Here is a 23195-nt window from a genome sequence, read left to right on the forward strand (position 1 = left end):
CCAGTGGTGTAAAAAACGGAAACAGAATGAAACGGCAGAGTCTATTTATCTATTTCCATATTTTCGTGCGAGTAAAGTGCACGTAAATAGTTGGATTTGGTGGTAAATCATCAAGGGAAGGACAATAATTCCTACAGTCGATGCTGGAAAAATAACGCTTGCCATGGGCACGCCTGAAGCAAGTGATTTTTTGGACCCACAAAGTTGTAGAGAAATATTGTTTTCAATAGGCATTTTTCGGCCAATAGAGCGCGAAATGGTTAGAATAAAAGTTAGGATTATAAAGTTAATCGCTGTTATTTCGAGGAGGCGCAATAAGGATACACGGTGCCAAATCCCTTCCGTTACGGCCGCGCTGAATGCCGTGTAAACGACGAGAATAATGGAGCCACGGTCGGTCAAGGAAATTAGGAATTTGTGCTTTTTGACGATGGGGCCGACCCAAGTCTGAACAATTTGACCAAGCGCGAAGGGCAAAAGAAGTTCTTTGCTTACATCTAAAATTGCTTGCAGGGGTGATGAGCCACTGTGATGAGCGCCTCCCAAAAGAAGCCCAGCAAGGAGCGGCGTAAGCACAATTCCAGCAATGTTGGACATCGTAGCAGCGCAGATTGAGGCTGAAACATTGCCGCGTGCAATGGAAGTTAGAGCGATAGATGATTGCACGGTGGATGGCAGGCAGCATACGAATAAAATGCCGCTCCATAGTCCGTCACCGATCAGGCCGTCCGGTGAAATGGATTTAAAGAGAAAATGTAGGAAAAGCCCAAGAAGAGGGAAAATGACAAAGGTGCAAAGCAACACTCCACCTTGCAATCGCCAGTCGCGAACGCTCTCTACGATGGCTTTTCGCTCAAGCTTGGCACCTTGAAAAAAGAACATCAGCGCTATGAGAATTGTAACAAGGTGCGAGAGCACATTACTGAGCGCGCCATGGCATGGAAAAAAAGATGCCAGGAGGACGGCGCCAATGAGCGCCATGAGAAAGGGGTCGAGACGTTTCATAGGGCAGTATGGGATGAGTTTTTTAAAAGATGCAAACAACAATATGGTTTTTTGAAAATTGCCCCTAGGGAGGTGCCTTGGTAGGCTGGCCTCTAGGGTTCACAAACCCAATAAATGTGCTGGAGGGGTAATAATCATGGGCAACGAGACACATAAAGATCAAGGTATTGTGTCCCCTCCAGACCTGGCCACGGAGGGTTTTGTCTCAAGCAGGCGCCGTGCTTTGGCATCGTTGCTTACAGCAGGCGCGGTGCTGGGGGTAGGGCGTGCGCGGGGGGCAGAACCAGCACATTCCGCAATCCCAGCGCCGAAAGACCAGCCTAATAACGCGCATGCTGAACCTGCTAATCATCCGGGTGGGGCCGCACAGCCTGTCGTAAAAACACAGGCCGACTATTTTTATCGGCCGAATATTCACTACAGCCCATCGACGGGGTTTATGAACGACCCGAACGGTTTGATTTTTGATGGTGAGCGTTACCATCTTTATTATCAGTACGACCCCTTCTCACCGTATGCTGGCCGGGTGCATTGGGGGCATGCAACGAGTACAGATTTATACACATGGCAAGATGCCCCGATTGCTATTGATGAAACTCCGGCAGGCGAAGCTTATACGGGGTGTGTTGTTATGGACCGGAACAATGTCTCGGGTTTGTTCCCGCCCAAAACAGCGGAAAAAACGTCTGTAGGTGCAGGCGCCAGTGGATCAGCAGTGAGCGTCCCAACTGCGACGCAGGAGGCGGTTCGGGCTCTGGCCCCAAAAATGGGGAAAGAGACTTCTGATGCCCCTTATGCACCTGAAGCAATGTCAGCGCTAAAACCAAATGCGGACAAGCCTTTCGGTACATTTTATGCCCCGGAAGCCGGGCCTGTCGCATCTGCTAACGCGAATACTTCAGGGCTACCCCCAATGGCTGGTGGTATGATCGCTTTATATACGCGCGCAACGCCCCAGAAGCAGTCGCAATACATCGCTTGGAGTCCTGATGGTGGCAATCATTTCATTGATTACGACCAGAATCCGGCACTTGATTTAAATATGACATCCTTCCGGGATCCAAAGGTTTTTTGGCACGACGGAAGCCAGAAATGGGTGATGGTGGTTGCAAAATCTCGAGAGCACAGGATCGCATTTTTTGGCTCCATAGATCTAAAGCACTGGATGCATTTAAGTGATTTTGGACCTGCAGGCTTGTTTGGAGTGGATTACGAATGTCCCAATTTGCTTGAGGTGGAGATTGAGGGACAAAAAGGGGTTCGTCGTTGGGTTTTGTTTGTTTCTGTAAACCCAGGTGGGCCGCAGGGTGGATCGGTTACGCAGTATTTTATCGGAAATTTTGACGGAGAACGCTTTATTCCGGAAAATACGGTGATTGGCCTCACTGACTTTGCAAAAGACAGTTACGCTATGCAGGTCTACAATGATTTTCCTGAAAATAAGGCTGTGTATTTTGCATGGTTCGGGAATTGGCAATATTGCGAGGAAGTACCCAATAGAAGTTGGCGCGGTTTAATGAGTCTGCCGCGCGAAATGAGCTTGCGGCATGACGATATGAATTGGCTCCGCCTCGTACAGCGTCCCTATGGTTTGGCTGCTTTGCGGCAGCCAGAAATGCCCTTCAAGCCGACACGGATACAGGCCCAAAGCGGTGTTCAAACGAGTCTTCCGGTTGGGCAGGCGTTTGAGTTGTCCTTAACCGCCACTGTGGATGAGCGCGTGAATGCACAACCGGACGGAAATCAGGGGCGCGCCGGACGGTTTGTCATTGTTTTTTCAAACAGCCAAGGTGAGTCACTATCAATTGGATTTGACGCTTTTTCCGGGCAATTATGGTTGGATAGAGGAAATTTGCATGGCTTCTCCCAACCATTCTTTACGGAGCGTTTTTCCACGCCGCTTATAGCCAATAGCCGTCGGTTCAATGTACAAATTATCGTAGATGCCTGTGCCTTGGAAATTTATGCCAATGATGGTTTGTCTGTAGGTACTGCACTAATTTATCCAGCAAATCCGTTGGAAACGCTTAGCTTAGAAGCAACAAATGCAGGTGCCACGATCCATGAAATTCGGTTATGCGGTTTGAAAAAAACAATGGACCGTCCGACGGCTGCTTAAGCCTGACTTTTGCGGGTTGAGAACAGTAGAAGCTCGTGTTTGTGCTCAGAGGCAGACTTGCCGGATTTTAGGTGCCGGCTGAGGCTGGGCATAAAAGGAAGCGGCATGAAAAATTAGCAATTTTTTCATCAATAGGGGCGATCTTGAGGAAAATAACTCTCATAGGCGTATCAAGATCGTGCTCGAAAATTTTCGTTTCAGAACAAAAATAGCATTTATTGCTGTTGCTCTTCTGATTGTTTCGGTATTCGGCGCTGGGTTCAGAGCGTATACTCAGTCATCGCTCAACGAAAAGTATAACGATTTTATTTTAAAAGACGACAGAGGCACGATCGCGCTTGCCCGTATAACGGACAAGATAAATGCGATGTTATACGCAACAAGACGAATAACAGACCCCGGAAGCGGCAGTAAAATAAATACAATAATTAATCGGTTTCATACTGATGAATCTGATACGATTCTCTTATTTTCTAAAATTTATGAAATAGACCCATCCCTCAAAGAGAGTTTGTCTCCGTTAGAGCAACGTTACCAGCATTTGCAATCAATGATGGATCAGGTGGTTGATCTGGTGCAGGGGGAAGTCTGGATAAGTCTTCTTCGCTTTTGTCAGGTATGGACGATTTTGGAATAAAATTGGCAGTAGATATTGGGTCTTTAGAAAAAGAAAAAATGTCTAATACGGATTATCTTTTCAAAAAGATGATCAATAATTCTATTAAGTATTCCTATATTTGTACATTTACATCACTTTCTCTCCTTTTCGTTGTGTTTGTTTTTTCACTCATTGTAAGTGCTAAAGATATTATTCGACCGCTTAACCTTGTTAGAAATAGAATGTTTTTAATTGCTGACGGTAAGTTGGACGAAGAGATACCGTGCTTAAGACGTGGAGATGAGGTTGGCGATATTGCGAGAGCACTACAGACTATTCAAAGCAGTCTTCAAGCAGCTCGGAAAGTTGAAAAGGAGCAAGCTGAAGAGCGTGCAAATGTGGAAAAGGAACGTGCAGCGGTTATTTTGCATCGTGAGGAGGAGGCCGCTCAAATTCAATCCGTATCTGATACCGTGCGGGAGGGTTTGGCAGCGCTCGCGGAGGGTAATGTTACCTACAGGATAAAAGCTGAATTCCCCGACAAATTTCAGACGATGAAAGTGGACTTTAATAAAGCTTGTGCCCAGTTACAGCAGACGATTAATGCTGTCCAAAGGGGTGTAGTCGCGATTGGGACGGGTGCAAAGCAAATCACTACGGCATCAGAAGATATGGCTAGGCGCACTGAGCAGCAGGCAGCAAACATAGAAGAGTCGTCAGTGGCACTGGGTCGAGTGGTCGAAATGGTGCGTGATACCGCTGAAAATGCATCGCAAGCAGCCCGTGTGACGGATGAGGCGCGTCAGGGGCAGAATCTTCTGGAGGTATTGTGCAGTCTGCGGTGAGTGCCATGGGCGAAATCGAACAAAGCTTCAAACATATTAATCAGGTCATTGGCTTAATTGATGACATAGCATTCCAGACAAATTTATTGGCTTTAAATGCAGGAATTGAAGCTGCACGCGCAGGCGATGCAGGGCGGGGGTTTTCTGTTGTTGCGACTGAAATCCGTAATTTAGCGCAACGCTCGGCTGACGGTGCGCGTGAGGTAAAAGCATTAGTTTCGAACTCAAACATATTCGTAAATGATGGCGTGAAGCTTGTCAGAGATGCAGGCGGCGCGTTGGATATGATCTTTAAAAGAATGGACGATATTGATCGTCTGGTTTCATCGATTGCTCAAGCTTCAAGTGGGCAGTCAGTCGCGCTTAATGAGATTAATTTGGCTGTAGGCGAGATGACCACGGCAACTCAACAAAATGCAGCTTTAGTTGAGCAAAATACGACAGCGATATCGTCCTTGGATCAAGAAGCCGAAGAATTAGGCAAGGAGGTTGGTTTCTTTCGTGTGAATTACACGGATTATGTCCCAATGGATGAAAAAATTAAGGTAAAAAAACCAATAGAATTAGAGTTTTGTAGCACTTCAGACAGCGGGTGGGAACATTTTAGGTAAATCGTTTGTGGGGTCTATAAAATGAATATTCCTACAGTAGGGGACCTGAAGGAAAAGAACATTATAATAAATGATCTTTTTTGTTCAGTTTACGATATTTCAAATGAAAACACCCTTATTATAGCGGGTATTGTAAAAAAATACTCTGGATTAAATATAGATCTTACAAAAAAACCTTTAATTATATCTCGGTTAAGCCGGCGGTTGCGCTTGTTAAAATGTAACAACTTTGACGACTATATAAAGTATATTTCTATGGTGGATAATACCCATGAGAAAGAGCAAATGGCGATTGCTCTTACAACAAACACCACAGCATTTTTCAGAGAGGCGCATCATTTTGATGCGCTGCGAAGCCTTTGTAAGCGGCGCGTATCACATGACGTCGCGACCGATGGTGCATTTAGAATTTGGTGTGCTGCTGCTTCAAGTGGAGAAGAAGCTTATTCGGCTGTATTTTCTGTTGTTGATCTCTTCAAAAACAAACATCAGAAAAATCTGAGAGTTTTAGCTACGGATATAAATCCATATGTTTTAGAAAAGGCGCGCAATGGTACTTATTTATCAGAGTACAAATATAATATACCAAAAAATTTATTTAATGAGTTTTGCGTAGAGAATAAATACATAAATCAATTTTCGATAGATGAAAAAATTAGGTCAAAAATATTTTTTGAGAAGATGAATCTCATACAAAAATGGCCAATAGAGAAGAAAATGGATGCAATATTTTGCCGTAATATCTTTATCTATTTTGATAAAGAAACAAAAGAAAATGTATTGCGCAGAATGTTGTCACATTTGCACATTGGAGGAGAAATTTACTTCGGCCATTCAGAACATATACGCTCACCTGAGCGGTATGGTTTGGAAGCTTGCGGGGTTACCGCGTACAGGAAGGTGGCTAATTAATGCGCCCTGTATCTGTTCTAATCGTTGATGACTCAATCACTGCACGTTCGCTTATGACCGTCGCGTTGCGAAGAGATCCTCTCATTACCGTCGTTGGTACCGCAGCAACCGCTTTTGAAGCGCGGGATATGATTATGGCACTCAAGCCTGATGTTTTGACGTTGGATGTCGAAATGCCGCAGATGAATGGTCTGGAGTTTCTTGAAAAAATAATGACCTTGAGGCCTATGCCAGTTGTTATGGTTTCATCCCATACTCGCAGGGGGGCAGATACGGCCATACGCGCTTTAGAAATTGGTGCAGTTGAATGTTATGCAAAGTCCGTCACACGGCCGGGGCACTCAGTATACGAAGATTTGCCCCTTGTAATTCACAGGGCCGCTAAAGCTCATATCAGACAGACTAAAAAAGGGGAGGATGTTAGGGATTTTTCTCCCATCATACGTAATAGTGAACTGCATTCTCCTCTAATTGCTATCGGGTCTTCTACGGGAGGGGTTGAAGCGCTGAGCGAGGTTTTGCGGCGTTTCCCGGTAAATTGCCCCCCGACAGTTATAGCGCAGCATTTGCCTGGTGCATTCAGCGAAGGTTTTGCCAAGCGGCTCGATCATTTATGTGCGCCTAAGGTTAGGCTTGCTCAACATCTCGCGCCTGTTACTCAGGGAGAAATTGTCATAGCCCCTGGGGGGAGCGGCATATGGAGGTTGTCCGGCGTAGTGGTGAGATTTTTACGCGTTTGGTGGAAAGAGAGCCAGTCAATGGGCACAGGCCATCCGTAGATGTCTTGTTTGACTCGGTGGCAAAATTTTGCGGGAACCATGCTGTAGGAATTATCCTGACTGGCATGGGTAATGATGGTGCTCAAGGGTTGCTCCGAATGCGTAGAGCTGGGGCGTACACTATCGGGCAAGATGAAAGCACATGTGTTGTTTATGGCATGCCAAAAGCAGCCTATGATATTGGAGCTATCGACCTCCAAATACCATTAAAAGAAATAACGGACTCTATTTTTAATAAAATATCAAAATTAAATATTTATGAAAAAACATAAAAACCTTAATTATTATAATAATCGTTAATTTAAAAAAATTATTTTGGAGAAAATGTCACTTTTGGATTTTAGAAATGTATAATAAATTACTAATCAAAACAAAAATATCATTGCTGGCTTGTGCGTTGGCGGGTATTGCCCTGCTAGGCACAGCATTTCTTGCCTGGCGGGAAATGGCAATGGAGGCCAAGTACAGGGCAATAGTTCTCGTTGATGAGCCGGGAACATTAGAGCTTGCGAAGGCGACAGATAAAATTGATGCTTTGCTTTATGCATCTCATCGAATGATGGAGCAGGTTCATGCCGCAGGTTTCAAATTAACCTATCAGCGGCTCCAGCAAGATGTAAAAGGTATGGATAAGGTTTTGGAGCAGGCTGGGCGTACTGATCCAAGCTTGAGAAAGACACTTTTCCCTCTGCTTCGACAGTGGACCGACCTTAAAAGAATGTTTTTGCAGACTGCTGCGGCAGCACGGCAAGGAGATGTTGAGCAAGTCATAGATAATTTAAACTTTCTGGATAATGAAGGGATGAATTTTTCTATTAATATTGGAGAAATATCAGATGATAGAATGGTTTACCTTAGTAATTATACAAACAATATTGCAAAAAAATCAAAAATTTCCATCTATATTTGTGTATTAATTATATTCTTTTCCGTCATGTTGGCATCTTTTTTGCTGATATATTTATCAGGGAAAGGTGTTGTTAGCCCTTTGCTAAAAATAAGAGATAATATGCTCGCCATAGCGGCGGGTACTGTGAATGTGGATATTCCTCTTCGGGAGCGAGGCGATGAGGTGGGGGCTATGGCGAAAGCGCTTTACACCATGCAAGCAGGCCTACAACAGGCAAAGATTTTGGAAAACAAACAGAAAATACAGGAAGAAAACTTAGCTCAAGAGCAGCGCCTTTTTGCCGAGGCTGTGGAAAAGGAAGCGGCTATTGAACAGCAGGCTGTTGATATGATCAGGCTGGGGCTGGCAGAGGCCGCGAACGGGAATTTAACCCATCGTATTGTTGTGGATTTTCCCGAGAAATTACGCGTGATGAAGGAGGATTTTAACAGTTCCTTCGTCAAATTGAGAACTGCCCTGGCTGATGTACAAGCAGGTGTCATGGTGATTAAAGCCGGATCAGAGCAAATTGCGGTAGCGTCTAACGATGTATCCTGCCGTATTGAGCGCCAAGCTCTTAGCATTGAGCACTCTTCGCTAGCACTGAACCGTGTTTCGGGCATGCTTAAAGATGCGGCTTCGAGTGCTGGTAAAGTGGCGGGCGTTACAGAAAGTGCTCGTGCCAATGCTGAGCATTCGGCGATGAAAATGCATAATGCCGTGAAGGCAATGGATCTTATCGACAATGGCTTTAAGGAAATTAGCCAGGTGATTGGTTTGATTGACGATATCGCCTTCCAAACTAATCTTTTGGCATTAAATGCCGGTATTGAAGCAGCTCGCGCAGGCGATGCTGGGAGTGGGTTTGCAATAGTCGCACGCGAAGTGAGGACGTTGGCTTTGCGCTCTGCTGAAAGCGCGCAAAAGGTAAAAACGCTGATTTCTAAGTCAGGGGATTTTGTTAAAGATGGTGTTCTGCAAGTGAATGCAGCTGGCGGAGCCTTGGGTGATATATTGGCCCAAGTTGCTGAGATAAATAGGCACGTATCGGAAATCGCCCGTTCATCAGTTGGCCAAGCAGCCGCGGTTGAGGAGATTAACGTTGCGGTTAATGAAATGACTAAAACGACACATCAGAACGCCGCTATGATTGAACAAACTGCGGCGTCAATCACGACTCTCGATCAAGAGGCGACCCGTTTGAAAGAGAAAATTTCTGTTTTTAAAGTGGATCACATTGCGCAGCGTAAACAGGGAGGGTTGGCTCTCTCTCAGACACAAAATGCACGGCCCATGAGAAAGACCCGCCGCTTGCATGCATAAAGATTTAGCGCTGTGTGTAGTTTAGGGTATCTTCTCATTACGGTATTGGCACCGGGGTAAAGTCCGGGAATGTAATGAGAAGGATAATCCGTGCAGGCAGGTAGCCGTCAGCAACGCAGGGTTGGGTTCGGGCAGCTCAGCGCGTATCTGGCAATGAGCGTCTTATTCATTCTTGTCGTGGCTACCGTTGTTGCGCCCGTTTATGCGCGTTGGTGTGGAATAGATGCGTTCGCGTCTAATGTCGCTGGAACGACATTGCGGGCCGGGCGGCTCGTTGATTTAATGCAGCCAAACGATAATCCGCTCCATCTCGGTCTTTCCCCTTTAGGACCAGACTGGACACCCGGCGCGTACATGCTCGGTGCAGATACGCAGGGGCGTGATGTTGCGGCACGCTTACTTTATGGTGGGCGTAATTCTCTCATTATTGCCAGTGCGGCAGCGACCTTATGTTTAGCGCTTGCGTGCAGTGTGGCGCTTTGGTCGGGTTATAGCGGTGGCTGGGTAGATGCCGTTCTTTCGCGCTGTATGGACATTATGTGGGCCATACCGGTTTATTTGCTCGCGATTTCGTTGTCAGTAGTCACATTGGGGCGTGGACTGCACTTAGGATCTTGGCAGATACGTGCAGATAGCTTGCTTATTCCCATTGTAATTATCGGGCTTGTATATGTGCCGTATGCTGCACGCACATTGCGTGCACGGGTTAAGCAGTTTGCACGCGCTGAATTTGTTTTGGCAGCCCGCGGGGCGGGTGCGTCGGATGTGAGAATTATTTTTGTAGAAATACTGCCAAATTTGCTGCCAGCATTGTTGGTCATGGCGCCTCTGGTCATGGCGCTGTGTCTGATGGCTGAGTCTGCTTTGTCGTTCTTGTCATTGGGTGTGCAGGCGCCAGCAGCCTCTTGGGGGACTATTATTCTGGATGGGGAAGGGCTTTTATACACGCGCCCATTGGTTGCGATCGCTCCCGGAATTTTAATTGCGACAACTGTTTTGTCACTGAATGTTCTCGGTGGGAGTTTACAAAAAGCGCTGGATAGAACCGGGCCTTCAGTGAGGGGGCGTAAGTAATGCTCGGTGCCTTATTGTCACGTCTCGGGCAAATGGTGCTGGTTCTTTTCGGCATTTCTGTACTGGTCTTTGCAATCTTTTTCGTTACTCCGGGGGCAGATCCTACAGCGCGTATCGCCGGGCGCGGGGCTAGCCCAGAAGTTATAGCGCGCATCAGGGCGGATTACGGCTTTGATCGCTCGTTACCTGTTCAATACGTGACTATGATGAAGAAACTCTTCATCACTCGCGATTTAACGTCATATGTAAATCACGGGCAGCGCGTAGTGCCTGAAGTCTTTCAGGCTGCGCCTGTAACGGGGTCGTTGGTTGTTTGGGCTGCAGTTTTTTGGATGTTTGGGGCCGTGTCTTTGGGGTTGGTATCGGCTATTTTTGAAGAGACATGGGTAGATCGTTTCATAATGGGCATGGGTCTGGTGGGGTTATCCATGCCAGTGTTTTGGCTTGGGGAGACAGTCAATCTTTTGACCCAAAGTCGTTGGCATGACACGCTGTTACTGCGCTGGGTACCGCCACTGGGGTATACGGCTTTTCACGAGAATGTTGGGAAGTGGGCACTTAGTCTTTTGCTACCAGCGCTCACATTATCGGTTTCTTTTATCGGTTTTTACGCGCGCGTCCTGAGGAATGATCTTTTAGCCGCAATGAGAGATGACTCGGTGCGTACGGCAAGGGCTAAAGGTGTTGGTCCCGCTGCCCTGTGGCTCCGTTATGGCCTTCGTCTTTCGTGGATGGGGCTTATTTCATTGTTTGGGCTGGACTTTGCTCAGCTTCTGGGGGCGGAGCTTTGCTGGTCGAGGTTGTGTTCGCCTTGCCGGGTGTCGGGCGTTTGACATACCAAGCCCTTGCAACTTTGGACCTCCCCTTGATTATGGCAACGGTCATGTACGCAGCGTTTCTCGTGGTTCTCACAAATGCTGTGGTCGACGGAGTTTATGTGTTGTTGGACCCGCGGTTGAGGGGAGGGCGGCATGGTCGGTGAGGCATTACTAGCAATTGATGACCTACGCCTCTCTCTGATGGATGGCGTGCGCCTGCTTGATGGTGTTTCGTTGTCAGTGCAGCGCGGTGAGGCGCTTGGTATTGTAGGAGAATCTGGCTCTGGGAAGAGTTTAACGGCTTTAAGTGTGCTGCGCCTTGTTCCGGGGGTCAAAACCGAGGGGGCGGTACGGTTAAGTGGCGCTGATGTCGTTGGCATGACGGAACGGGAACTGAGGAGCGTGCGCGGGCGTAAAGCCGCGATGGTGTTCCAAGACCCAATGACGGCATTCTTCCCGGTGAAGTCCGTTGGTGACCAGATTGTTGAGCAAATCCGACTACACCGAAAAATCCGCTCTCGGGCAGCTTGGGCTGAAGCTGTTGCTCTTTTAGAGCGTATGGGAGTGCCAGATGCGCAGCGCGCCGCACGCCGTTACCCGCACCAGCTTTCCGGAGGCTTGAGGCAAAGAGCCATGATTGCCATGGCACTTTCTTGCACGCCGGACCTGCTCATTGCAGATGAGCCAACGACCGCCTTGGACGTAACGGTGCAGGCGCAAATTTTGGTCCTGTTCAATGAAATCCGCGCCAAGGGCTCGGGTTTAGTCATTATCACCCATGATTTAGGTGTTGTCGCTCAAACGTGTACGCGTATCGCTGTCATGTATGCTGGTGTTGTTGTGGAGGAGGGGGCTACGGAAAATATCCTGCAAAAGCCGTTGCACCCTTACACACAGGCCCTTGTTGCAGCGATTCCGCCTTTGAGCGGGGCGCGTCCAGAGAGTTTGCAAAGTCTAGCCGGGACGCCTCCTACTCCGGCCCATCGGCCAAGCGGTTGTGTGTTTGCACCGCGCTGCATGTATGTTCATGAGGCGTGTGCGCAGCGGCCTTCTCTCTTGACGGGAAAAACGGGCCGGAAAGTCGCATGTGTTTTGTATAAAGGTGCGGAGATGCTGGATTAATGCCAAACTACGCACAGACTGGGGGGCCGCTTTTACAAGTTACAGGTCTTTGCCGGCGCTACCCTCTTGGGAAGGGACGTGTTTTACACGCTGTCTCAGGCGTATCCTTTGCCGTCGAACGTGGTGAGGCTCTTGCGCTTGTCGGGGAATCTGGTTGCGGGAAATCCACTTTGGGGCGCTTATTGGTAGCGTTAGACCGACCCGATAGCGGCGAAGTGTGTTTGGGTGGCCGGGTGATTAGTAGGCTATCGGATCGTGCGCTGCGACCGCTCCGTCCGCGTATGCAGATGGTATTTCAAGATTCGTTATCGAGTTTTAATCCTCGCCGTAAAGTCGGTGATGCCTTGATCGAACCGTTGAAAATTCATCGTCGTGCCTATGACCCTGCATTTCTGGAGCGCCTTCTTAAGCAGGTTGGCTTGCCGCCGGATGTGATGGACAGACTACCTGGCTCTTTTTCTGGGGGGCAGAGACAACGTCTCAATATAGCTCGCGCCTTAGTTTTAGAACCCGAACTTTTAGTGGCCGATGAGCCTGTCTCTGCACTAGATGTTTCGCTTCAAGCGCAGATCATTAATCTTTTAGGTGAATTAAGGCGCAGTTTGGGTTTGGCGTGCGTTTTTATCTCGCATGATTTGTCCGTTGTAAGGCAAATGAGCGACCGAATTGCCGTGATGTATCTAGGGCGTATCGTTGAATTAGGGGAAACTTTGGCTGTTATGGAGCAGCCGTCTCATCCGTACACACACGCGCTTTTACAAGCCATTCCTCGTTTAAATCGTCCATTGCCGCCACCTCTAAGCGGTGATGTGCCAAGCCCTATTGATCTTCCTGCTGGTTGTCCGTTTCATACGCGCTGCCCCTCTGTCCAAGCGCGGTGCGCACAAGAGCGACCGGAACTGCGAACCGTAGACGGGGGGCGGGAGGTCGCGTGCCATTACCCGATGAATCAGGGCGTAGCGTAATTTCGGCACATAGCTTATTTGTGAAGTACAAAAAACTCTGGCTTTACAGGTTTGTTACAAGTTGAGGCTTGCGCTGGTTCAGGGGAGAGTTCTTCTGTGTCATGCTTTTGCATTCAGAGGTGTCCATGTTTGATGTCCGCTTAACTGCCGCAGTGAAAACAACGCTACGCTCAGTGTTCAACACAGCAATGCTTGCAAGCGTAGGATTGTCGGTGCTTGTGAGCACATCTGCTGTTGCGGCGGACGAGGCGCAAAAAACTGACAACACTGTGAATGTGTCCTCACAAGACGCCGCTTTTGCGGAAGATTTAGAGCAGCGGACCTTCCAGTGGTTTTGGCAAAATTCTAACCCCAAGAATGGCCTCGTGCCGGATCGTGCTCCGCTGCCCAATGGTGCCGCAAGCGTGGCGAGTGTTGGTTTTGGCCTGACAGCTTATGGTATCGGGGCTGAACGCGGTTATATCTCGCGGGATGATGCTGTTGAACGTACGCTGGTGACGTTGCGCTTCATGAGCAATTTACCACAAAACGAGAACATCACGGGAAGTGCGGGTTACCGAGGATTCTTCTACCACTTTCTCGACCCAAATACTGGTTTGAGGGTCGCGGATTGGTCTGAACTCTCCAGTATTGACACCGCACTCTTCATCTCTGGCGTGTTGTTCGCGCAGTCGTACTACACGCATGACACGCCGCACGAAGCAGAAATACGCAAGCTGGCCGAAGGCCTGTATAGTCGGGTCGATTGGGCTTGGATGCGCAATAATGGCCAATGGCTCAGCATGGGGTGGTACCCAACCGGGAAATTCATTAGCACCCCGTGGAAAGGGTATAGTGAGGGCCTCGTTTTATACTTGTTGGCTTTGTCTTCCCCGACGCACCCATTGCCGCCAGAAATGTGGAATCAGTGGACACAAAGTTTCGCCGGGCAATGGGCTAGTTTTGAGGGGCGTAAATTTCTCAATTTTGCACCTTTGTTTGGGCACCAGTACAGCGAGTCATGGTTGGACCTTAGAGGAATACAAGACGACTTCTCTCGGGCGCATCAAACGGACTATTTCCAGAATAGTCGGGCCGCAACATATGCACAGCGGGATTATGCCATTCGAAACCCGGGAAAGTGGAAAGGATACGGTCCTAACCTTTGGGGTTTGACAGCATCAGACGGTCCGGGTGAGGCGCGACAGGATGATGAAGGGCATAGCCGCCATTACCTTGCATATAGCGCCCGTGGTGCCGGGGCAGATTACATCCTAGATGACGGGACCATAGCCCCGACGGCGGCTGGTGGCTCGGTTGCGTTTGCGCCAGAAATCGTGCTGCCAGCTTTGCGTTCAATGCATGATCAATATGGCAGCCGTATTTATGACCAGTTCGGCTTCAAAGACGCCTTTAACCTGACGTTTAAAGACCACGGCCAGTTTTGGGTCGACGGTCAGCAACTGGGCATTGATCAAGGGCCCATACTACTCATGCTGGAAAACTGGCGGAGTGGTTTTGTATGGAACGTAATGCGCAGCAATAGCCACATCCGGGACGGCTTGACGCGAGCCGGTTTCACAGGGGGGTGGCTCGCGCAACCATAATATTAGTGTGGGGATGGATGGGCTGAACGAAACAAAGCCCATTCCTCTTTCACGGTACCATCCGGTAAATGGCAGTACCCGACTTGACCGCCTTTCTCGTTGCGAATCTGTACTGTGCCGCCAATTTTCTCGCAGTAAACGGAAGCTGGATTAGCCATACCCAATGTGGGCGCATGCGTCGGGTGTGTTTGCGCGTTACAAGAGGCAAGTGCCAAACAGCATAATAAGAGTGAGGCGCGCATGGTGGTGATCCCTCAATGTAATAAGGAATACAAAGCTTATCACAGTCCGGGCCTTTGTGCTCAGAGCGTGTGACAACTGACGGAAAGAAATGTTAGGGTCACTCACCTCAATCATTCAGGGAATTGATGAATGCGTCTTTTACTCGCTCTTCTTCTGCCTTGGTTTCAATTTTTTACAATAGGTCGTCCAATCAGCGGTCTTATTTGCTTGTTCCTGCAAATTACTGTGATTGGCTGGCCACCGGCCGCTATCTGGTCGGTTTACGCCCTTACCCAGTACCGCGCAGAGCAGCGTAACCGCTCTTAATTGAGCGTGTACCCGGCCCGGAAAGGTCGGGTAAAATTTCTAACTCTAATTGAGATTAATTATTATTTGTGATAGTTGCCAGCTCTTCAATCAGGCTGAGCCGCGCATAGGGCAAAGAAAGGGTGGGAGTGTGTCCATTCTGGTTGCGCGGTGCTGCCTGGAACGGGATGACATATGATCTCTTTTTACATTCCAATAATTTTAAGCGTTGTTTCTGCTTTAGGCGCAGTAGGATTTCTCTATTTATCGGCCCCCGCGCAAAGTATTTTGTCCAAGCCTATAGCGCGTCGCGCTGGCTGGGGTGGTTCTTGCGTGTTGTGGTGCGCGAGTGTTGTTCTACTTGAGCGTGCAATGTCATTCCCAGCGGCGCTGAGCGTTGTTGTGCTGTTGTTCATGTTAGGCTGCATAATTTTGGCGTTTGTACGCGGCCTATCTCAAGCCCCCTCTCGTTCGTCTCCTACAAAAAATGCGTAATCAGCAGCGTATGAAACGGGTTAGCCAAGACCCGGAAATGTTGATCAGGCAATGGCCGAGTAAAGTGTTTGCGGGCTTGTTGCTGGGCGCGCCGCTTAGCTTGGGAGTGCTGGGAGATTTGGGGTTATTGCTCCACGTGTCTCGTCAGTTGGATCAGCCTGAAGCTCTGCTTCTGCGCTGGGTTCCCGGTGCGGTGTGGGTGCTCTCTTTCTGTTGGGCATTAGCTTTACGCTCGGGCTTACGAGCTTGGGGAGGGCTGCTTCTTGGTAATGCTCTGATTTGGGGGCTTTACGGAATATTGTATATACTGCGCGTCGCAGGATGGGCTGCGTTATGATTAGAAAACCAGAAATTGTCGCTCTGTACCGCCGACTGCACAGTTGGGTTGGTATTTTGGCCGGTTTATTCCTTTTTATTGGGTTCTATGCCGGAACGTTGACGCAGTTTGAGGAGCCTTTGCGCGGCTGGGCGATGCACCATGATGGGTTGCCTGCGCCGGTAGAGTTCAACCGTCTGGCGGAATTACGCGATAAAGCCCTTGTTGAGTTTCCCGAAGCAAAGTCGGGTTTTTCATTAAACTTTGAGCCCAACAGTTCTGACCCCTCAAGCATGAACTGGGTTCTTCAAAGAAGCCGTGACCATGGTCCGGGGTTGACCGTGTATGCGGGTTTAGATCAGGAAGGGCACGTTTTTGTTAAAGAGCGTGTTCAGCCTCAAGGCCCCCGCTTTATCAATATGCTGCACCAACGCATCGGCTTGCCCTTAAATCGTGCGTGGGGGCGCCCTGTGATGGGAATTGTTGCGTTTCTTTATGCAGCAGCCCTCATCTCCGGTGTGGTGGTGATGCTGCCTTCTGTGGCGCGGGCAATGTTTACCATGCGGCTCGGGCAAGGGGCGCGACGCGCGTGGTTTGATTTACATACTTTGCTTGGTGTTTTTTCTCTTCCTTTTCACATTATGATTGCTGTCACCGCATTGGGCTTTGCTTTTGTTGAGCCTCTAGGGATGGCGGAGCGTGCTCTGTTTATACCTGCGTCCGGCGGTGGCGCTCATGGACCGCAAGGTCAAGGTCCGCAAGCTTTTCAGGGCTTTCAGGGGGAGCAAGGTCAGCAGGGTATGCGGGAGCGGGAAGGACAGGGCAGAGAGCACGCCCGTGGCAACCGGGAAGTCCGTATGGCGGGGAATCAAACTCTGCTTACGCCTGAGGAACTTGTACTCCGCTTAAAGCATCAGGCACCACAATTCAGACCGACGGCTATAGATTATATGCCGAACAAACAAGGTTACCGTGTCATGGTCGTTGGTCCTGATGCGACAACCGTGACGCGAACAGCTAGAGGCGGGATGGTACCGGTTGATCCCTATACTGGTCACATCACCAGCATGAAAGATCTGCCTTATAAGCAGAGTGACGCATTCCTTGCGGCTACAGCTGTTGGTGGTTTCCATTTTGGTCGTTTTGGTGGCTGGGTTGGTCACATCACCATGGCGTTAATGAGCGCGGTAGGATGTTTTCTTTTCTACTCAGGTAATGCGTTGTGGCTTGCGTCACGCAGGCGTAAGGATCGCGCCGCTGGATACCTGACAGACCGTTTGGGAACCAAAATTCTTTCAATATTGAGTTCTGGCGTCATGTTCGGCTGCATGGCGGGCGTTTCAGCTGTGTTGGTTGCAATGTTGATAATGCCAAATGCTGAATATTATGCTGTTTGTGAGGCAGTATTTTACGCGGTATTTTTTGTTTGCCTTGCTATCGCCGGTGTTATGGGTGGAGAACGCTCTATCCCATGGCTCATGCGGATTGTTGCGTTCATAACAATATTGGTGCCGGTCATTGACGTCTGGCGTTATTCACACAACGAGCATTACGAATATTTTGGTTTATCGTTGGATGTAACAGCTTTGCTTTTTAGTCTTTGGCTTGTGCAAGTGTCTTACGGTCGCGGTGCGACTCGTTTGGTGCGTGACCCAGCCAGAGGACTGAAAGAGGCCTAAGAAACTCTCAAGAGCTTCTCCGCAATCTGGCTAGCTGCCTGAAGTGGGAAAAAACGGGCAAAGCTCTCTCCAATGTGGCCGTGCTGCATGAAGCTTTGCCCATCAATCTTTTGGCCAACTGGGACAAATGTTTCGCTGTCCATAAGCGGCATATTAATCGAAATCCACTGGCGCTCTCCGTTGATTATTACGGGAGCACCGTCAGAAAAGCGTGGGGCGTTTGGCAGCGCACGCCGCTCAGCCAAGTGCAGAGCCGTACAGGTCTCCCAACCACAACCAATCATAAGAATTAGGGCATTGAGTTTTTCAAGCTTCGCCAGCGGGGAGGCTTCGCCTAGTGGATCGTGCAGGGGTTGGTCAGCCAGAAGCATTTCTGCCGCTGGTCCTTTTGCGCATAGTGATACGAGCGGGTGTGAGCTTCTTCTGGTGCCGGGCCATAACCTGAAGGCTTCCGGGACAACACCGCAACGGCTTGTCGGTGTCTGGCATGCGTCAAACGGAGGGTGATTCTGTCTGATAGTTTCCCACCATGTTTCGGGGACAGGTGGGTCAGACCAGTGCTGTGGATCGCTGAGTTGAGGTGATTGAGCTGACATCACCAAATTGCCGTTTGGTCCAATTGCGTCCAGCAAGGCGGCAATGAGTGTCTGAGCCCCTCCACATACCCAGCCGATACGGCTCAAAGCAGTATGCACCATGAGTGTCATACCTGCTTTGAGCCCAATATTCGTGAGATCTTGGTGCAGCCGTTCTTGCGTGATGGGGCCGTTAGAGGTCCTTGCGAGAACGGCTGCTTCAGACATGTTTAGCCGCGGCCCCGATAGCCGGGAACGTCTTGCGGCGGAATCCATACGCTCTCTGGTGGAGTGCCGCTTTGCCAGAACACATCGATTGGAATGCCTCCGCGTGGGTACCAGTAAGCGCCGATTCTCAACCATTCTGGGTCAAGCAGTTCAACGAGACGCTCCGCAATCGTGACTGAGCAGTCTTCGTGGAAAGCGCCGTGGTTACGGAAGCTGGTCAGGTAAAGTTTGAGCGACTTGCTCTCAACAATCCAGTCCCGTGGGATGTAATCAATTACGATATGCGCAAAGTCGGGTTGCCCAGTCACAGGGCATAAAGAAGTAAATTCCGGTGCTGTGAAGCGTACGACATATTGGCGGCCTTTGTGGGGTGCAGGCACTCTCTCCAATATTGCTTCTTCAGGTGATGCTGCCGGCACAACATGTTGGCCGAGTTGGCTAAGTGCATCTGTTCCAGGGGCGCTTGGGCCGGGGTGAGACATAGTTTTCCTCATGCGGTCATGAAAGAAGAAAAGGGAATTTTCTGCGTGTGTGAACGAGCTTTCGCACAGACTCAAGTGATGTCAGATATGAAAAGAGAACGACAGCATTTGCAAATCATCGCGATTCAGTGCAGAAGATCGCGGAATTTGATCCTTGCAAGCCTCTTTCTGGAAGACCGTATGGAACTCCGTAATATCGCCATTATCGCGCACGTTGATCATGGCAAGACCACGCTGGTCGACCAGCTCCTCAAGCAATCCGGTTCGTTCCGTGACAATCAGCACGTTGCTGATCGCGCCATGGACAGCAATGACCTGGAACGTGAGCGTGGTATTACCATTCTCGCAAAGTGCACATCCGTTGTCTGGAAAGACACACGCATCAACATCATTGATACCCCAGGCCACGCCGACTTCGGTGGTGAGGTTGAGCGTATTCTGAGCATGGTGGATGGCGCGATCATCCTCGTTGACGCAGCAGAAGGTGCACTGCCACAGACGAAGTTCGTTCTGGGCAAGGCACTGGCACGTGGCATCCGTCCAATCGTCGTCGTGAACAAGATTGACCGTGGCGATGCACGTCCGGACGAAGTGCACGAAGAAATCTTCGATTTGTTCGCAGCTTTGGGTGCGGACGAAAAGCAGCTCGACTTCCCAATGCTCTACGCATCTGGCCGTCAAGGCTGGGCTGATGAGGAAATCGAAGGGCCACGCAAGGATCTTGCACCGTTGTTTGACCTTGTGTTGCGCCACGTTCCAACACCTGGCTTGGACAAAGACGCACCTTTCGGCATGGTCTCCACCATTCTTGAAAGCGACAACTTCCTTGGTCGTATCCTGACGGGTCGTATTGAGCAGGGCCGCGCACGTGTGAACATGCCGGTTCGCGTTCTGCGCCGCGATGGTACGATTGTTGAAACCGGTCGTTTGACCAAGCTGCTGTCTTTCCGTGGCCTGGACCGTGTGCCTGTTGAAGAAGCAGAAGCTGGTGACATCGTTGCTGTTGCTGGTCTGTCCGACGCGACAATCCCAGACACCATCGCTGATCCAAGCATTGAAGCTCCGCTGCCTTCAACGCCAGTTGATCCGCCAACGCTCTCCATGACGTTCCGCATCAATGACGGCCCGCTTGGTGGACGTGAAGGCAAGAAGGTTACATCGCGCCAGATCCGTGACCGTCTCTTCAAGGAAACTGAAGGTAACGTTGCCATTAAGGTAACGGAGAGCCCAGAAAGCGAAGCGTTCGAAGTTGCTGGTCGTGGCGAACTTCAGCTTGGCGTTCTGATCGAAACGATGCGTCGTGAAGGTTTCGAGCTGACAATCGGTCGTCCGCGCGTTCTGTTCCGTGAAAACGCTGAAACGGGTGAGCGCGAAGAGCCGTTCGAAGAAGTTCTGGTTGACGTTGACGAGCCATACTCAGGCGTTGTCGTCGAGAAAATGTCCCTGCGTAAGGGCGTGATGCAGGATATGCGTCCGTCTGGTGGTGGTAAGGTTCGTTTGACCTTCCTGATCCCGTCACGTGGCTTGATCGGTTATCATGGCGAGTTCCTCACGGACACACGTGGTACGGGTCTGATGAACCGTCTGTTCGATGGTTACCACCCATATGTTGGCACGATCGAAGGCCGTCGTAACGGCTCACTGATCTCTGCAGAAGATGGTTCAACGACACAATACGCGCTGTTCTCTCTGCAGGACCGTGGTACGTTGTTTGTTGACGCGGGTGAGAAGATTTATCAGGGCATGATCTTGGGTGAGCACTCACGCGAGAACGACCTTGATATTAACGCCGTACGTGAAAAGAAGCTCACAAACATGCGTGCGTCCGGCAAGGACGAAGCCCTGCTGCTGACGCCACCACGTAAGATGAGCCTTGAGCAAGCAATTGCATACATTGAAGATGATGAACTTGTAGAAGTTACGCCATCTGCAATTCGTATTCGTAAGCGCTACCTGGACCCGCACGAGCGTAAGCGCGCGGCACGCTCTAAGGAAGCTTAAGAGCTTTTTTAGCGCCAGAGTGAGAAACCTGCCGGATTTATTCCGGCAGGTTTTTTTATGTTTTTTACAGGTTACACAATATGTCATAATTGCGGCATATTCGCGTGCGACTGCCTCAATGGTATAAAATTTCTAAAAGTTAATGCGCGACTATCGCAATTTGCGATGATATATTCAAATCAAGGTCGAGTTTTGAGGGGCGATTTCTTCAAAACCTTAAAGCAAGATCCAGTGATTACTTACTCATGGGGCTTGATTTCCAATGCGTCTTTTTAACGTTTCTTTGATCGCCGCTGCTTCTGTTCTCGCTCTGGCAGCTTCTTCTCCAATCATGGCGGCTGATCCAGCTCCTGCAGCAGCAGAAGCTGCTCCTGCGGCACCAGCTGCAACCGACGCAGCAGCACCAGCTGCTGATGCTGCTGCACCTGCAGCTGACGACAAGGGCGCAGCAAAGCCACACCACAAGCACCACAAAGGCCATAAGGGCCACAAGAAGGCAGCTGCTCCTGCTAAGTAATTAGCAGGGAGGGCTCGGAGATATTCTCTGGGCTATGCTTTCTCGGAAAAGGTCGGCTTTTGCCGGCCTTTTTTGTTTAGGGCAGCGCTAACTTTACCGAGACGGGGCAGTGGTCCGATAATCCTTGGGGCGCGGTATCTTTTCGGTACGTCATAACAAGCAGACTATCGGGAACTAGCCAATTTTTGGCATCGTTACCGAGAATAATATGATCGATAAACGATTCCCCGCCCCAACAAGGGCTGGCAAAGCCAGACGTAACTAAGGTTACGGGAGCTACAGCTTCTAAATGCGCCATGAGAGGGTCACTGGGCGTGAGACGGCGGTTAAAGTCGCCCAAGACAGCAAAGGGCTTTCCCTCGTCTTGGCGCTCAGCAATCCAGTTCTCTAAAAGGGTGAACTGTTTGTAAAGTGTGGGGCAGGAGTGCTGTTTCTGCGTGAGAGGTTGGTCCCAGCAGCCGGTTTTTAAATGGACGACAAGCAGGCGGAGAGTAGTTTTCCCGTCTGAGAGAGTGACATCCAAGCCGGTTCGCAGGTGGTGAACAGCCTGAGGGTTTATATCTAACTCTTGGAGAGGTTCATTGACTGTGACCGCAAGCGATTTACGAACGGCCAGCCCGGTTTTCTGTACAACATCATCAGTTGATAAAAATAATTGGTAGTCGTTTGTATTCAAAACCCGCTTCAGGGCAGGGAGGTCATCAACTTCTTGGACAGCTAATATGTCAGCGTTCAAATGCTGGGCGTATTTTCTCAAGCGTTGAAAATCGTTCTCGGTCCGGCCCTGTACATCTTCAGGCAAGGCGCTATCACCAGTTTGCCGTGATGTGAGCCAGTCGAGGTTCCATGTGCTTATTTTCAGGGTGTGTGCTTGAGCTGAGGGGGAATGGCACACAAAAAAGAAAAGGGGCGCCCCAAATATGAGACACCCCCGACTATCTGACGGAAAAAATTAAGCCCCAAATTCAGACAGCACTTCTGAAACAGGGCGAGATTTACGGCTTTGCTCATCAAGCACAGAAACCTGACCCTTCGGGATGTCGTAATACCAGCCCTGAAGCGTAAGGCTGTCTTGCGCAAGCGCCCGAGCAACAGCCGGATGCGTTCTCAGGTGAGCCAGCTGAAGCAGGACGTTGTTTTCTGTCAGATCGCGGATCTGAGCAGGACCTGCATCTTCGGCTTTGAGTTCGCCGAGTGTAGCGCGGGCCGCTTCGCCATTGCGCATCCAGCTACGGACCGTGGGGAGGCCGTCCAGCTTTGGATCGTTGAGGTTCATGAGCGCGCCCATGGCGCCGCAGTTTGAGTGGCCGCAGATGATGATATTTTTCACCTTTAGCACAGCAACGGCGTATTCAATCGCGGAGGATACGCCGCCGAGCATTTCGCCGTAGGCCGGAACGAGGTTACCGACGTTACGCACGATGAACAGCTCGCCTGGCTGGGTCTGGGTAATCAGACTCGGGCTGATACGGCTGTCTGCGCAGGTGATAAAGAGTGTCGACGGTGCCTGGCTGTGGGCAAGGCTTTCGAACAGCTCAGCGTTTCCAGGATAGACATCTTGCTGGAAGGTTTGAACGCCCGCCAACAGCTTGGCTAATGTATCGCGACCACAATCCATGGTGTTTCTCCACCTACTGAAAGGATGCTCAGAGAGCGAACCCAACGTCACTCAGGTTCTATAAAAGAAAATTTAATTTGCTCTGCTACCTTAAGACAACCCCCTTGGCA

At 49.8% G+C, this 23195-nt stretch carries 24 protein-coding genes and 1 pseudogene; 19 read left to right on the forward strand and 6 right to left on the reverse strand.

Annotated elements, in window-relative coordinates; all coding sequences use genetic code 11:
* Positions 1 to 45: 45 nt before the first annotated feature.
* The gene (locus D5366_RS05585) at positions 46 to 1005 is read right to left on the reverse strand and encodes a bile acid:sodium symporter family protein (protein ID WP_141492631.1); all 960 of its coding nucleotides are present in this window, start codon (positions 1003 to 1005) and stop codon (positions 46 to 48) included.
* Between the two features lie 136 nt (positions 1006 to 1141).
* Here D5366_RS05585 and D5366_RS05590 point away from each other — a divergent pair, with 136 nt between their 5' ends.
* The 13 genes and pseudogenes from D5366_RS05590 to D5366_RS05645 all read left to right on the forward strand — a co-directional run bounded on the left by D5366_RS05590 (position 1142) and on the right by D5366_RS05645 (position 14646).
* Complete coding sequence (locus D5366_RS05590; protein ID WP_141492632.1) at positions 1142 to 3124, forward strand: glycoside hydrolase family 32 protein; 1983 nt, start codon at positions 1142 to 1144, stop codon at positions 3122 to 3124.
* Positions 3125 to 3302: 178 nt separating this feature from the next.
* Positions 3303 to 3761, forward strand: a complete 459-nt coding sequence (locus D5366_RS05595; RefSeq protein ID WP_141492633.1) for a hypothetical protein — start codon at positions 3303 to 3305, stop codon at positions 3759 to 3761.
* A gap of 2 nt (positions 3762 to 3763) precedes the next feature.
* Entirely contained in the window at positions 3764 to 4567 is an 804-nt protein-coding gene (locus tag D5366_RS05600; RefSeq protein WP_205839610.1) for a HAMP domain-containing protein, read from the forward strand.
* Positions 4552 to 5178, forward strand: a complete 627-nt coding sequence (locus tag D5366_RS05605; RefSeq protein WP_141492635.1) for a methyl-accepting chemotaxis protein — start codon at positions 4552 to 4554, stop codon at positions 5176 to 5178. Before D5366_RS05600 ends, D5366_RS05605 begins: the two co-directional genes overlap by 16 nt.
* Positions 5179 to 5199: 21 nt before the next feature.
* Positions 5200 to 6090: a CheR family methyltransferase gene (locus D5366_RS05610; RefSeq protein WP_141492636.1), complete on the forward strand. Its 891-nt coding sequence runs from the start codon at positions 5200 to 5202 to the stop codon at positions 6088 to 6090.
* Complete coding sequence (locus tag D5366_RS05615; protein ID WP_338036367.1) at positions 6090 to 6869, forward strand: response regulator; 780 nt, start codon at positions 6090 to 6092, stop codon at positions 6867 to 6869. The genes D5366_RS05610 and D5366_RS05615 overlap by 1 nt, the downstream gene beginning before the upstream one ends.
* Positions 6788 to 7141: a CheB methylesterase domain-containing protein gene (locus D5366_RS12175; protein ID WP_338036368.1), complete on the forward strand. Its 354-nt coding sequence runs from the start codon at positions 6788 to 6790 to the stop codon at positions 7139 to 7141. Before D5366_RS05615 ends, D5366_RS12175 begins: the two co-directional genes overlap by 82 nt.
* 74 nt (positions 7142 to 7215) lie before the next feature.
* Complete coding sequence (locus D5366_RS05620) at positions 7216 to 9081, forward strand: methyl-accepting chemotaxis protein (RefSeq protein ID WP_141492637.1); 1866 nt, start codon at positions 7216 to 7218, stop codon at positions 9079 to 9081.
* 153 nt (positions 9082 to 9234) lie between these two features.
* Complete coding sequence (locus D5366_RS05625; protein ID WP_141493848.1) at positions 9235 to 10155, forward strand: ABC transporter permease; 921 nt, start codon at positions 9235 to 9237, stop codon at positions 10153 to 10155.
* Positions 10155 to 11137, forward strand: a pseudogene (locus D5366_RS05630) (ABC transporter permease). Before D5366_RS05625 ends, D5366_RS05630 begins: the two are co-directional and overlap by 1 nt.
* Positions 11127 to 12095, forward strand: a complete 969-nt coding sequence (locus tag D5366_RS05635; RefSeq protein ID WP_141492638.1) for an ABC transporter ATP-binding protein — start codon at positions 11127 to 11129, stop codon at positions 12093 to 12095. Before D5366_RS05630 ends, D5366_RS05635 begins: the two are co-directional and overlap by 11 nt.
* A complete protein-coding gene (locus D5366_RS05640; RefSeq protein WP_141492639.1) occupies positions 12095 to 13060 on the forward strand; it encodes an ABC transporter ATP-binding protein in 966 nt (321 codons plus the stop codon). Before D5366_RS05635 ends, D5366_RS05640 begins: the two co-directional genes overlap by 1 nt.
* Before the next feature lie 125 nt (positions 13061 to 13185).
* On the forward strand, positions 13186 to 14646 hold the full coding sequence (locus D5366_RS05645) for a glucoamylase family protein (RefSeq protein ID WP_240775363.1): 1461 nt from the start codon (positions 13186 to 13188) through the stop codon (positions 14644 to 14646).
* 2 nt (positions 14647 to 14648) lie between these two features.
* Here D5366_RS05645 and D5366_RS05650 read toward each other — a convergent pair whose 3' ends face one another.
* Positions 14649 to 14888 (reverse strand): putative hemolysin, encoded by a 240-nt coding sequence (locus D5366_RS05650; RefSeq protein WP_141492640.1) that lies wholly within the window; start codon positions 14886 to 14888, stop codon positions 14649 to 14651.
* 130 nt (positions 14889 to 15018) lie between these two features.
* Between D5366_RS05650 and D5366_RS05655 the strand changes: the two genes are divergently transcribed.
* The 4 genes from D5366_RS05655 (at position 15019) to D5366_RS05670 (ending at position 17664) form a co-directional block, all read left to right on the forward strand.
* Positions 15019 to 15195 carry a YqaE/Pmp3 family membrane protein gene (locus D5366_RS05655; protein WP_141492641.1) on the forward strand — a complete coding sequence of 59 codons (177 nt, stop codon included), beginning with the start codon at positions 15019 to 15021 and terminating at the stop codon, positions 15193 to 15195.
* Between the two features lie 174 nt (positions 15196 to 15369).
* Entirely contained in the window at positions 15370 to 15669 is a 300-nt protein-coding gene (locus D5366_RS05660) for a hypothetical protein (RefSeq protein WP_141492642.1), read from the forward strand.
* Between the two features lie 37 nt (positions 15670 to 15706).
* The gene (locus D5366_RS05665; RefSeq protein ID WP_141492643.1) at positions 15707 to 16006 is read left to right on the forward strand and encodes a hypothetical protein; all 300 of its coding nucleotides are present in this window, start codon (positions 15707 to 15709) and stop codon (positions 16004 to 16006) included.
* The gene (locus tag D5366_RS05670; protein ID WP_170211054.1) at positions 16003 to 17664 is read left to right on the forward strand and encodes a PepSY-associated TM helix domain-containing protein; all 1662 of its coding nucleotides are present in this window, start codon (positions 16003 to 16005) and stop codon (positions 17662 to 17664) included. The genes D5366_RS05665 and D5366_RS05670 overlap by 4 nt, the downstream gene beginning before the upstream one ends.
* On the opposite strand, the gene D5366_RS05675 is transcribed toward D5366_RS05670, so the two are convergent.
* Positions 17661 to 18467, reverse strand: a complete 807-nt coding sequence (locus D5366_RS05675) for an aminoglycoside N(3)-acetyltransferase (protein ID WP_141492645.1) — start codon at positions 18465 to 18467, stop codon at positions 17661 to 17663. The genes D5366_RS05670 and D5366_RS05675 overlap by 4 nt on opposite strands.
* Before the next feature lie 2 nt (positions 18468 to 18469).
* Entirely contained in the window at positions 18470 to 18949 is a 480-nt protein-coding gene (gene queF, locus D5366_RS05680; protein ID WP_141492646.1) for a preQ(1) synthase, read from the reverse strand.
* Positions 18950 to 19129: 180 nt separating this feature from the next.
* Here queF and typA point away from each other — a divergent pair, with 180 nt between their 5' ends.
* Together typA and D5366_RS05690 are read left to right on the forward strand one after the other, a co-directional pair.
* Positions 19130 to 20950: a translational GTPase TypA gene (typA, locus tag D5366_RS05685; RefSeq protein ID WP_141493850.1), complete on the forward strand. Its 1821-nt coding sequence runs from the start codon at positions 19130 to 19132 to the stop codon at positions 20948 to 20950.
* Between the two features lie 262 nt (positions 20951 to 21212).
* Positions 21213 to 21467, forward strand: a complete 255-nt coding sequence (locus D5366_RS05690; protein ID WP_141492647.1) for a hypothetical protein — start codon at positions 21213 to 21215, stop codon at positions 21465 to 21467.
* A gap of 76 nt (positions 21468 to 21543) precedes the next feature.
* Here the strand turns inward: D5366_RS05690 and D5366_RS05695 are convergent, their stop codons facing one another.
* Both D5366_RS05695 and D5366_RS05700 read right to left on the reverse strand, forming a co-directional pair.
* Complete coding sequence (locus D5366_RS05695) at positions 21544 to 22362, reverse strand: endonuclease/exonuclease/phosphatase family protein (RefSeq protein ID WP_141492648.1); 819 nt, start codon at positions 22360 to 22362, stop codon at positions 21544 to 21546.
* Between the two features lie 57 nt (positions 22363 to 22419).
* Entirely contained in the window at positions 22420 to 23085 is a 666-nt protein-coding gene (locus D5366_RS05700) for a carbonic anhydrase (protein WP_141492649.1), read from the reverse strand.
* Positions 23086 to 23195: the final 110 nt, after the last annotated feature.

It is taken from the genome of Neokomagataea tanensis (assembly GCF_006542335.1).
GTDB classification, from domain to species: domain Bacteria; phylum Pseudomonadota; class Alphaproteobacteria; order Acetobacterales; family Acetobacteraceae; genus Gluconobacter; species Gluconobacter tanensis.

Coding starts and splice junctions, on each gene's coding strand:
- D5366_RS05625 (WP_141493848.1), top strand. CDS start 9,235: ATGAGCGTCTTATTCATTCTTGTCGTGGCTACCGTTGTTGCGCCCGTT.
- D5366_RS05665 (WP_141492643.1), top strand. CDS start 15,707: ATGTTGATCAGGCAATGGCCGAGTAAAGTGTTTGCGGGCTTGTTGCTG.
- D5366_RS05645 (WP_240775363.1), top strand. CDS start 13,186: ATGTTTGATGTCCGCTTAACTGCCGCAGTGAAAACAACGCTACGCTCA.
- D5366_RS05660 (WP_141492642.1), top strand. CDS start 15,370: ATGATCTCTTTTTACATTCCAATAATTTTAAGCGTTGTTTCTGCTTTA.
- D5366_RS05655 (WP_141492641.1), top strand. CDS start 15,019: ATGCGTCTTTTACTCGCTCTTCTTCTGCCTTGGTTTCAATTTTTTACA.
- D5366_RS05690 (WP_141492647.1), top strand. CDS start 21,213: ATGCGTCTTTTTAACGTTTCTTTGATCGCCGCTGCTTCTGTTCTCGCT.
- D5366_RS12175 (WP_338036368.1), top strand. CDS start 6,788: ATGGAGGTTGTCCGGCGTAGTGGTGAGATTTTTACGCGTTTGGTGGAA.
- typA (WP_141493850.1), top strand. CDS start 19,130: ATGGAACTCCGTAATATCGCCATTATCGCGCACGTTGATCATGGCAAG.
- D5366_RS05675 (WP_141492645.1), bottom strand. CDS start 18,467: ATGTCTGAAGCAGCCGTTCTCGCAAGGACCTCTAACGGCCCCATCACG.
- D5366_RS05670 (WP_170211054.1), top strand. CDS start 16,003: ATGATTAGAAAACCAGAAATTGTCGCTCTGTACCGCCGACTGCACAGT.
- D5366_RS05700 (WP_141492649.1), bottom strand. CDS start 23,085: ATGGATTGTGGTCGCGATACATTAGCCAAGCTGTTGGCGGGCGTTCAA.
- queF (WP_141492646.1), bottom strand. CDS start 18,949: ATGTCTCACCCCGGCCCAAGCGCCCCTGGAACAGATGCACTTAGCCAA.
- D5366_RS05610 (WP_141492636.1), top strand. CDS start 5,200: ATGAATATTCCTACAGTAGGGGACCTGAAGGAAAAGAACATTATAATA.
- D5366_RS05650 (WP_141492640.1), bottom strand. CDS start 14,888: ATGCGCGCCTCACTCTTATTATGCTGTTTGGCACTTGCCTCTTGTAAC.
- D5366_RS05590 (WP_141492632.1), top strand. CDS start 1,142: ATGGGCAACGAGACACATAAAGATCAAGGTATTGTGTCCCCTCCAGAC.
- D5366_RS05585 (WP_141492631.1), bottom strand. CDS start 1,005: ATGAAACGTCTCGACCCCTTTCTCATGGCGCTCATTGGCGCCGTCCTC.
- D5366_RS05635 (WP_141492638.1), top strand. CDS start 11,127: ATGGTCGGTGAGGCATTACTAGCAATTGATGACCTACGCCTCTCTCTG.
- D5366_RS05620 (WP_141492637.1), top strand. CDS start 7,216: ATGTATAATAAATTACTAATCAAAACAAAAATATCATTGCTGGCTTGT.
- D5366_RS05615 (WP_338036367.1), top strand. CDS start 6,090: ATGCGCCCTGTATCTGTTCTAATCGTTGATGACTCAATCACTGCACGT.
- D5366_RS05640 (WP_141492639.1), top strand. CDS start 12,095: ATGCCAAACTACGCACAGACTGGGGGGCCGCTTTTACAAGTTACAGGT.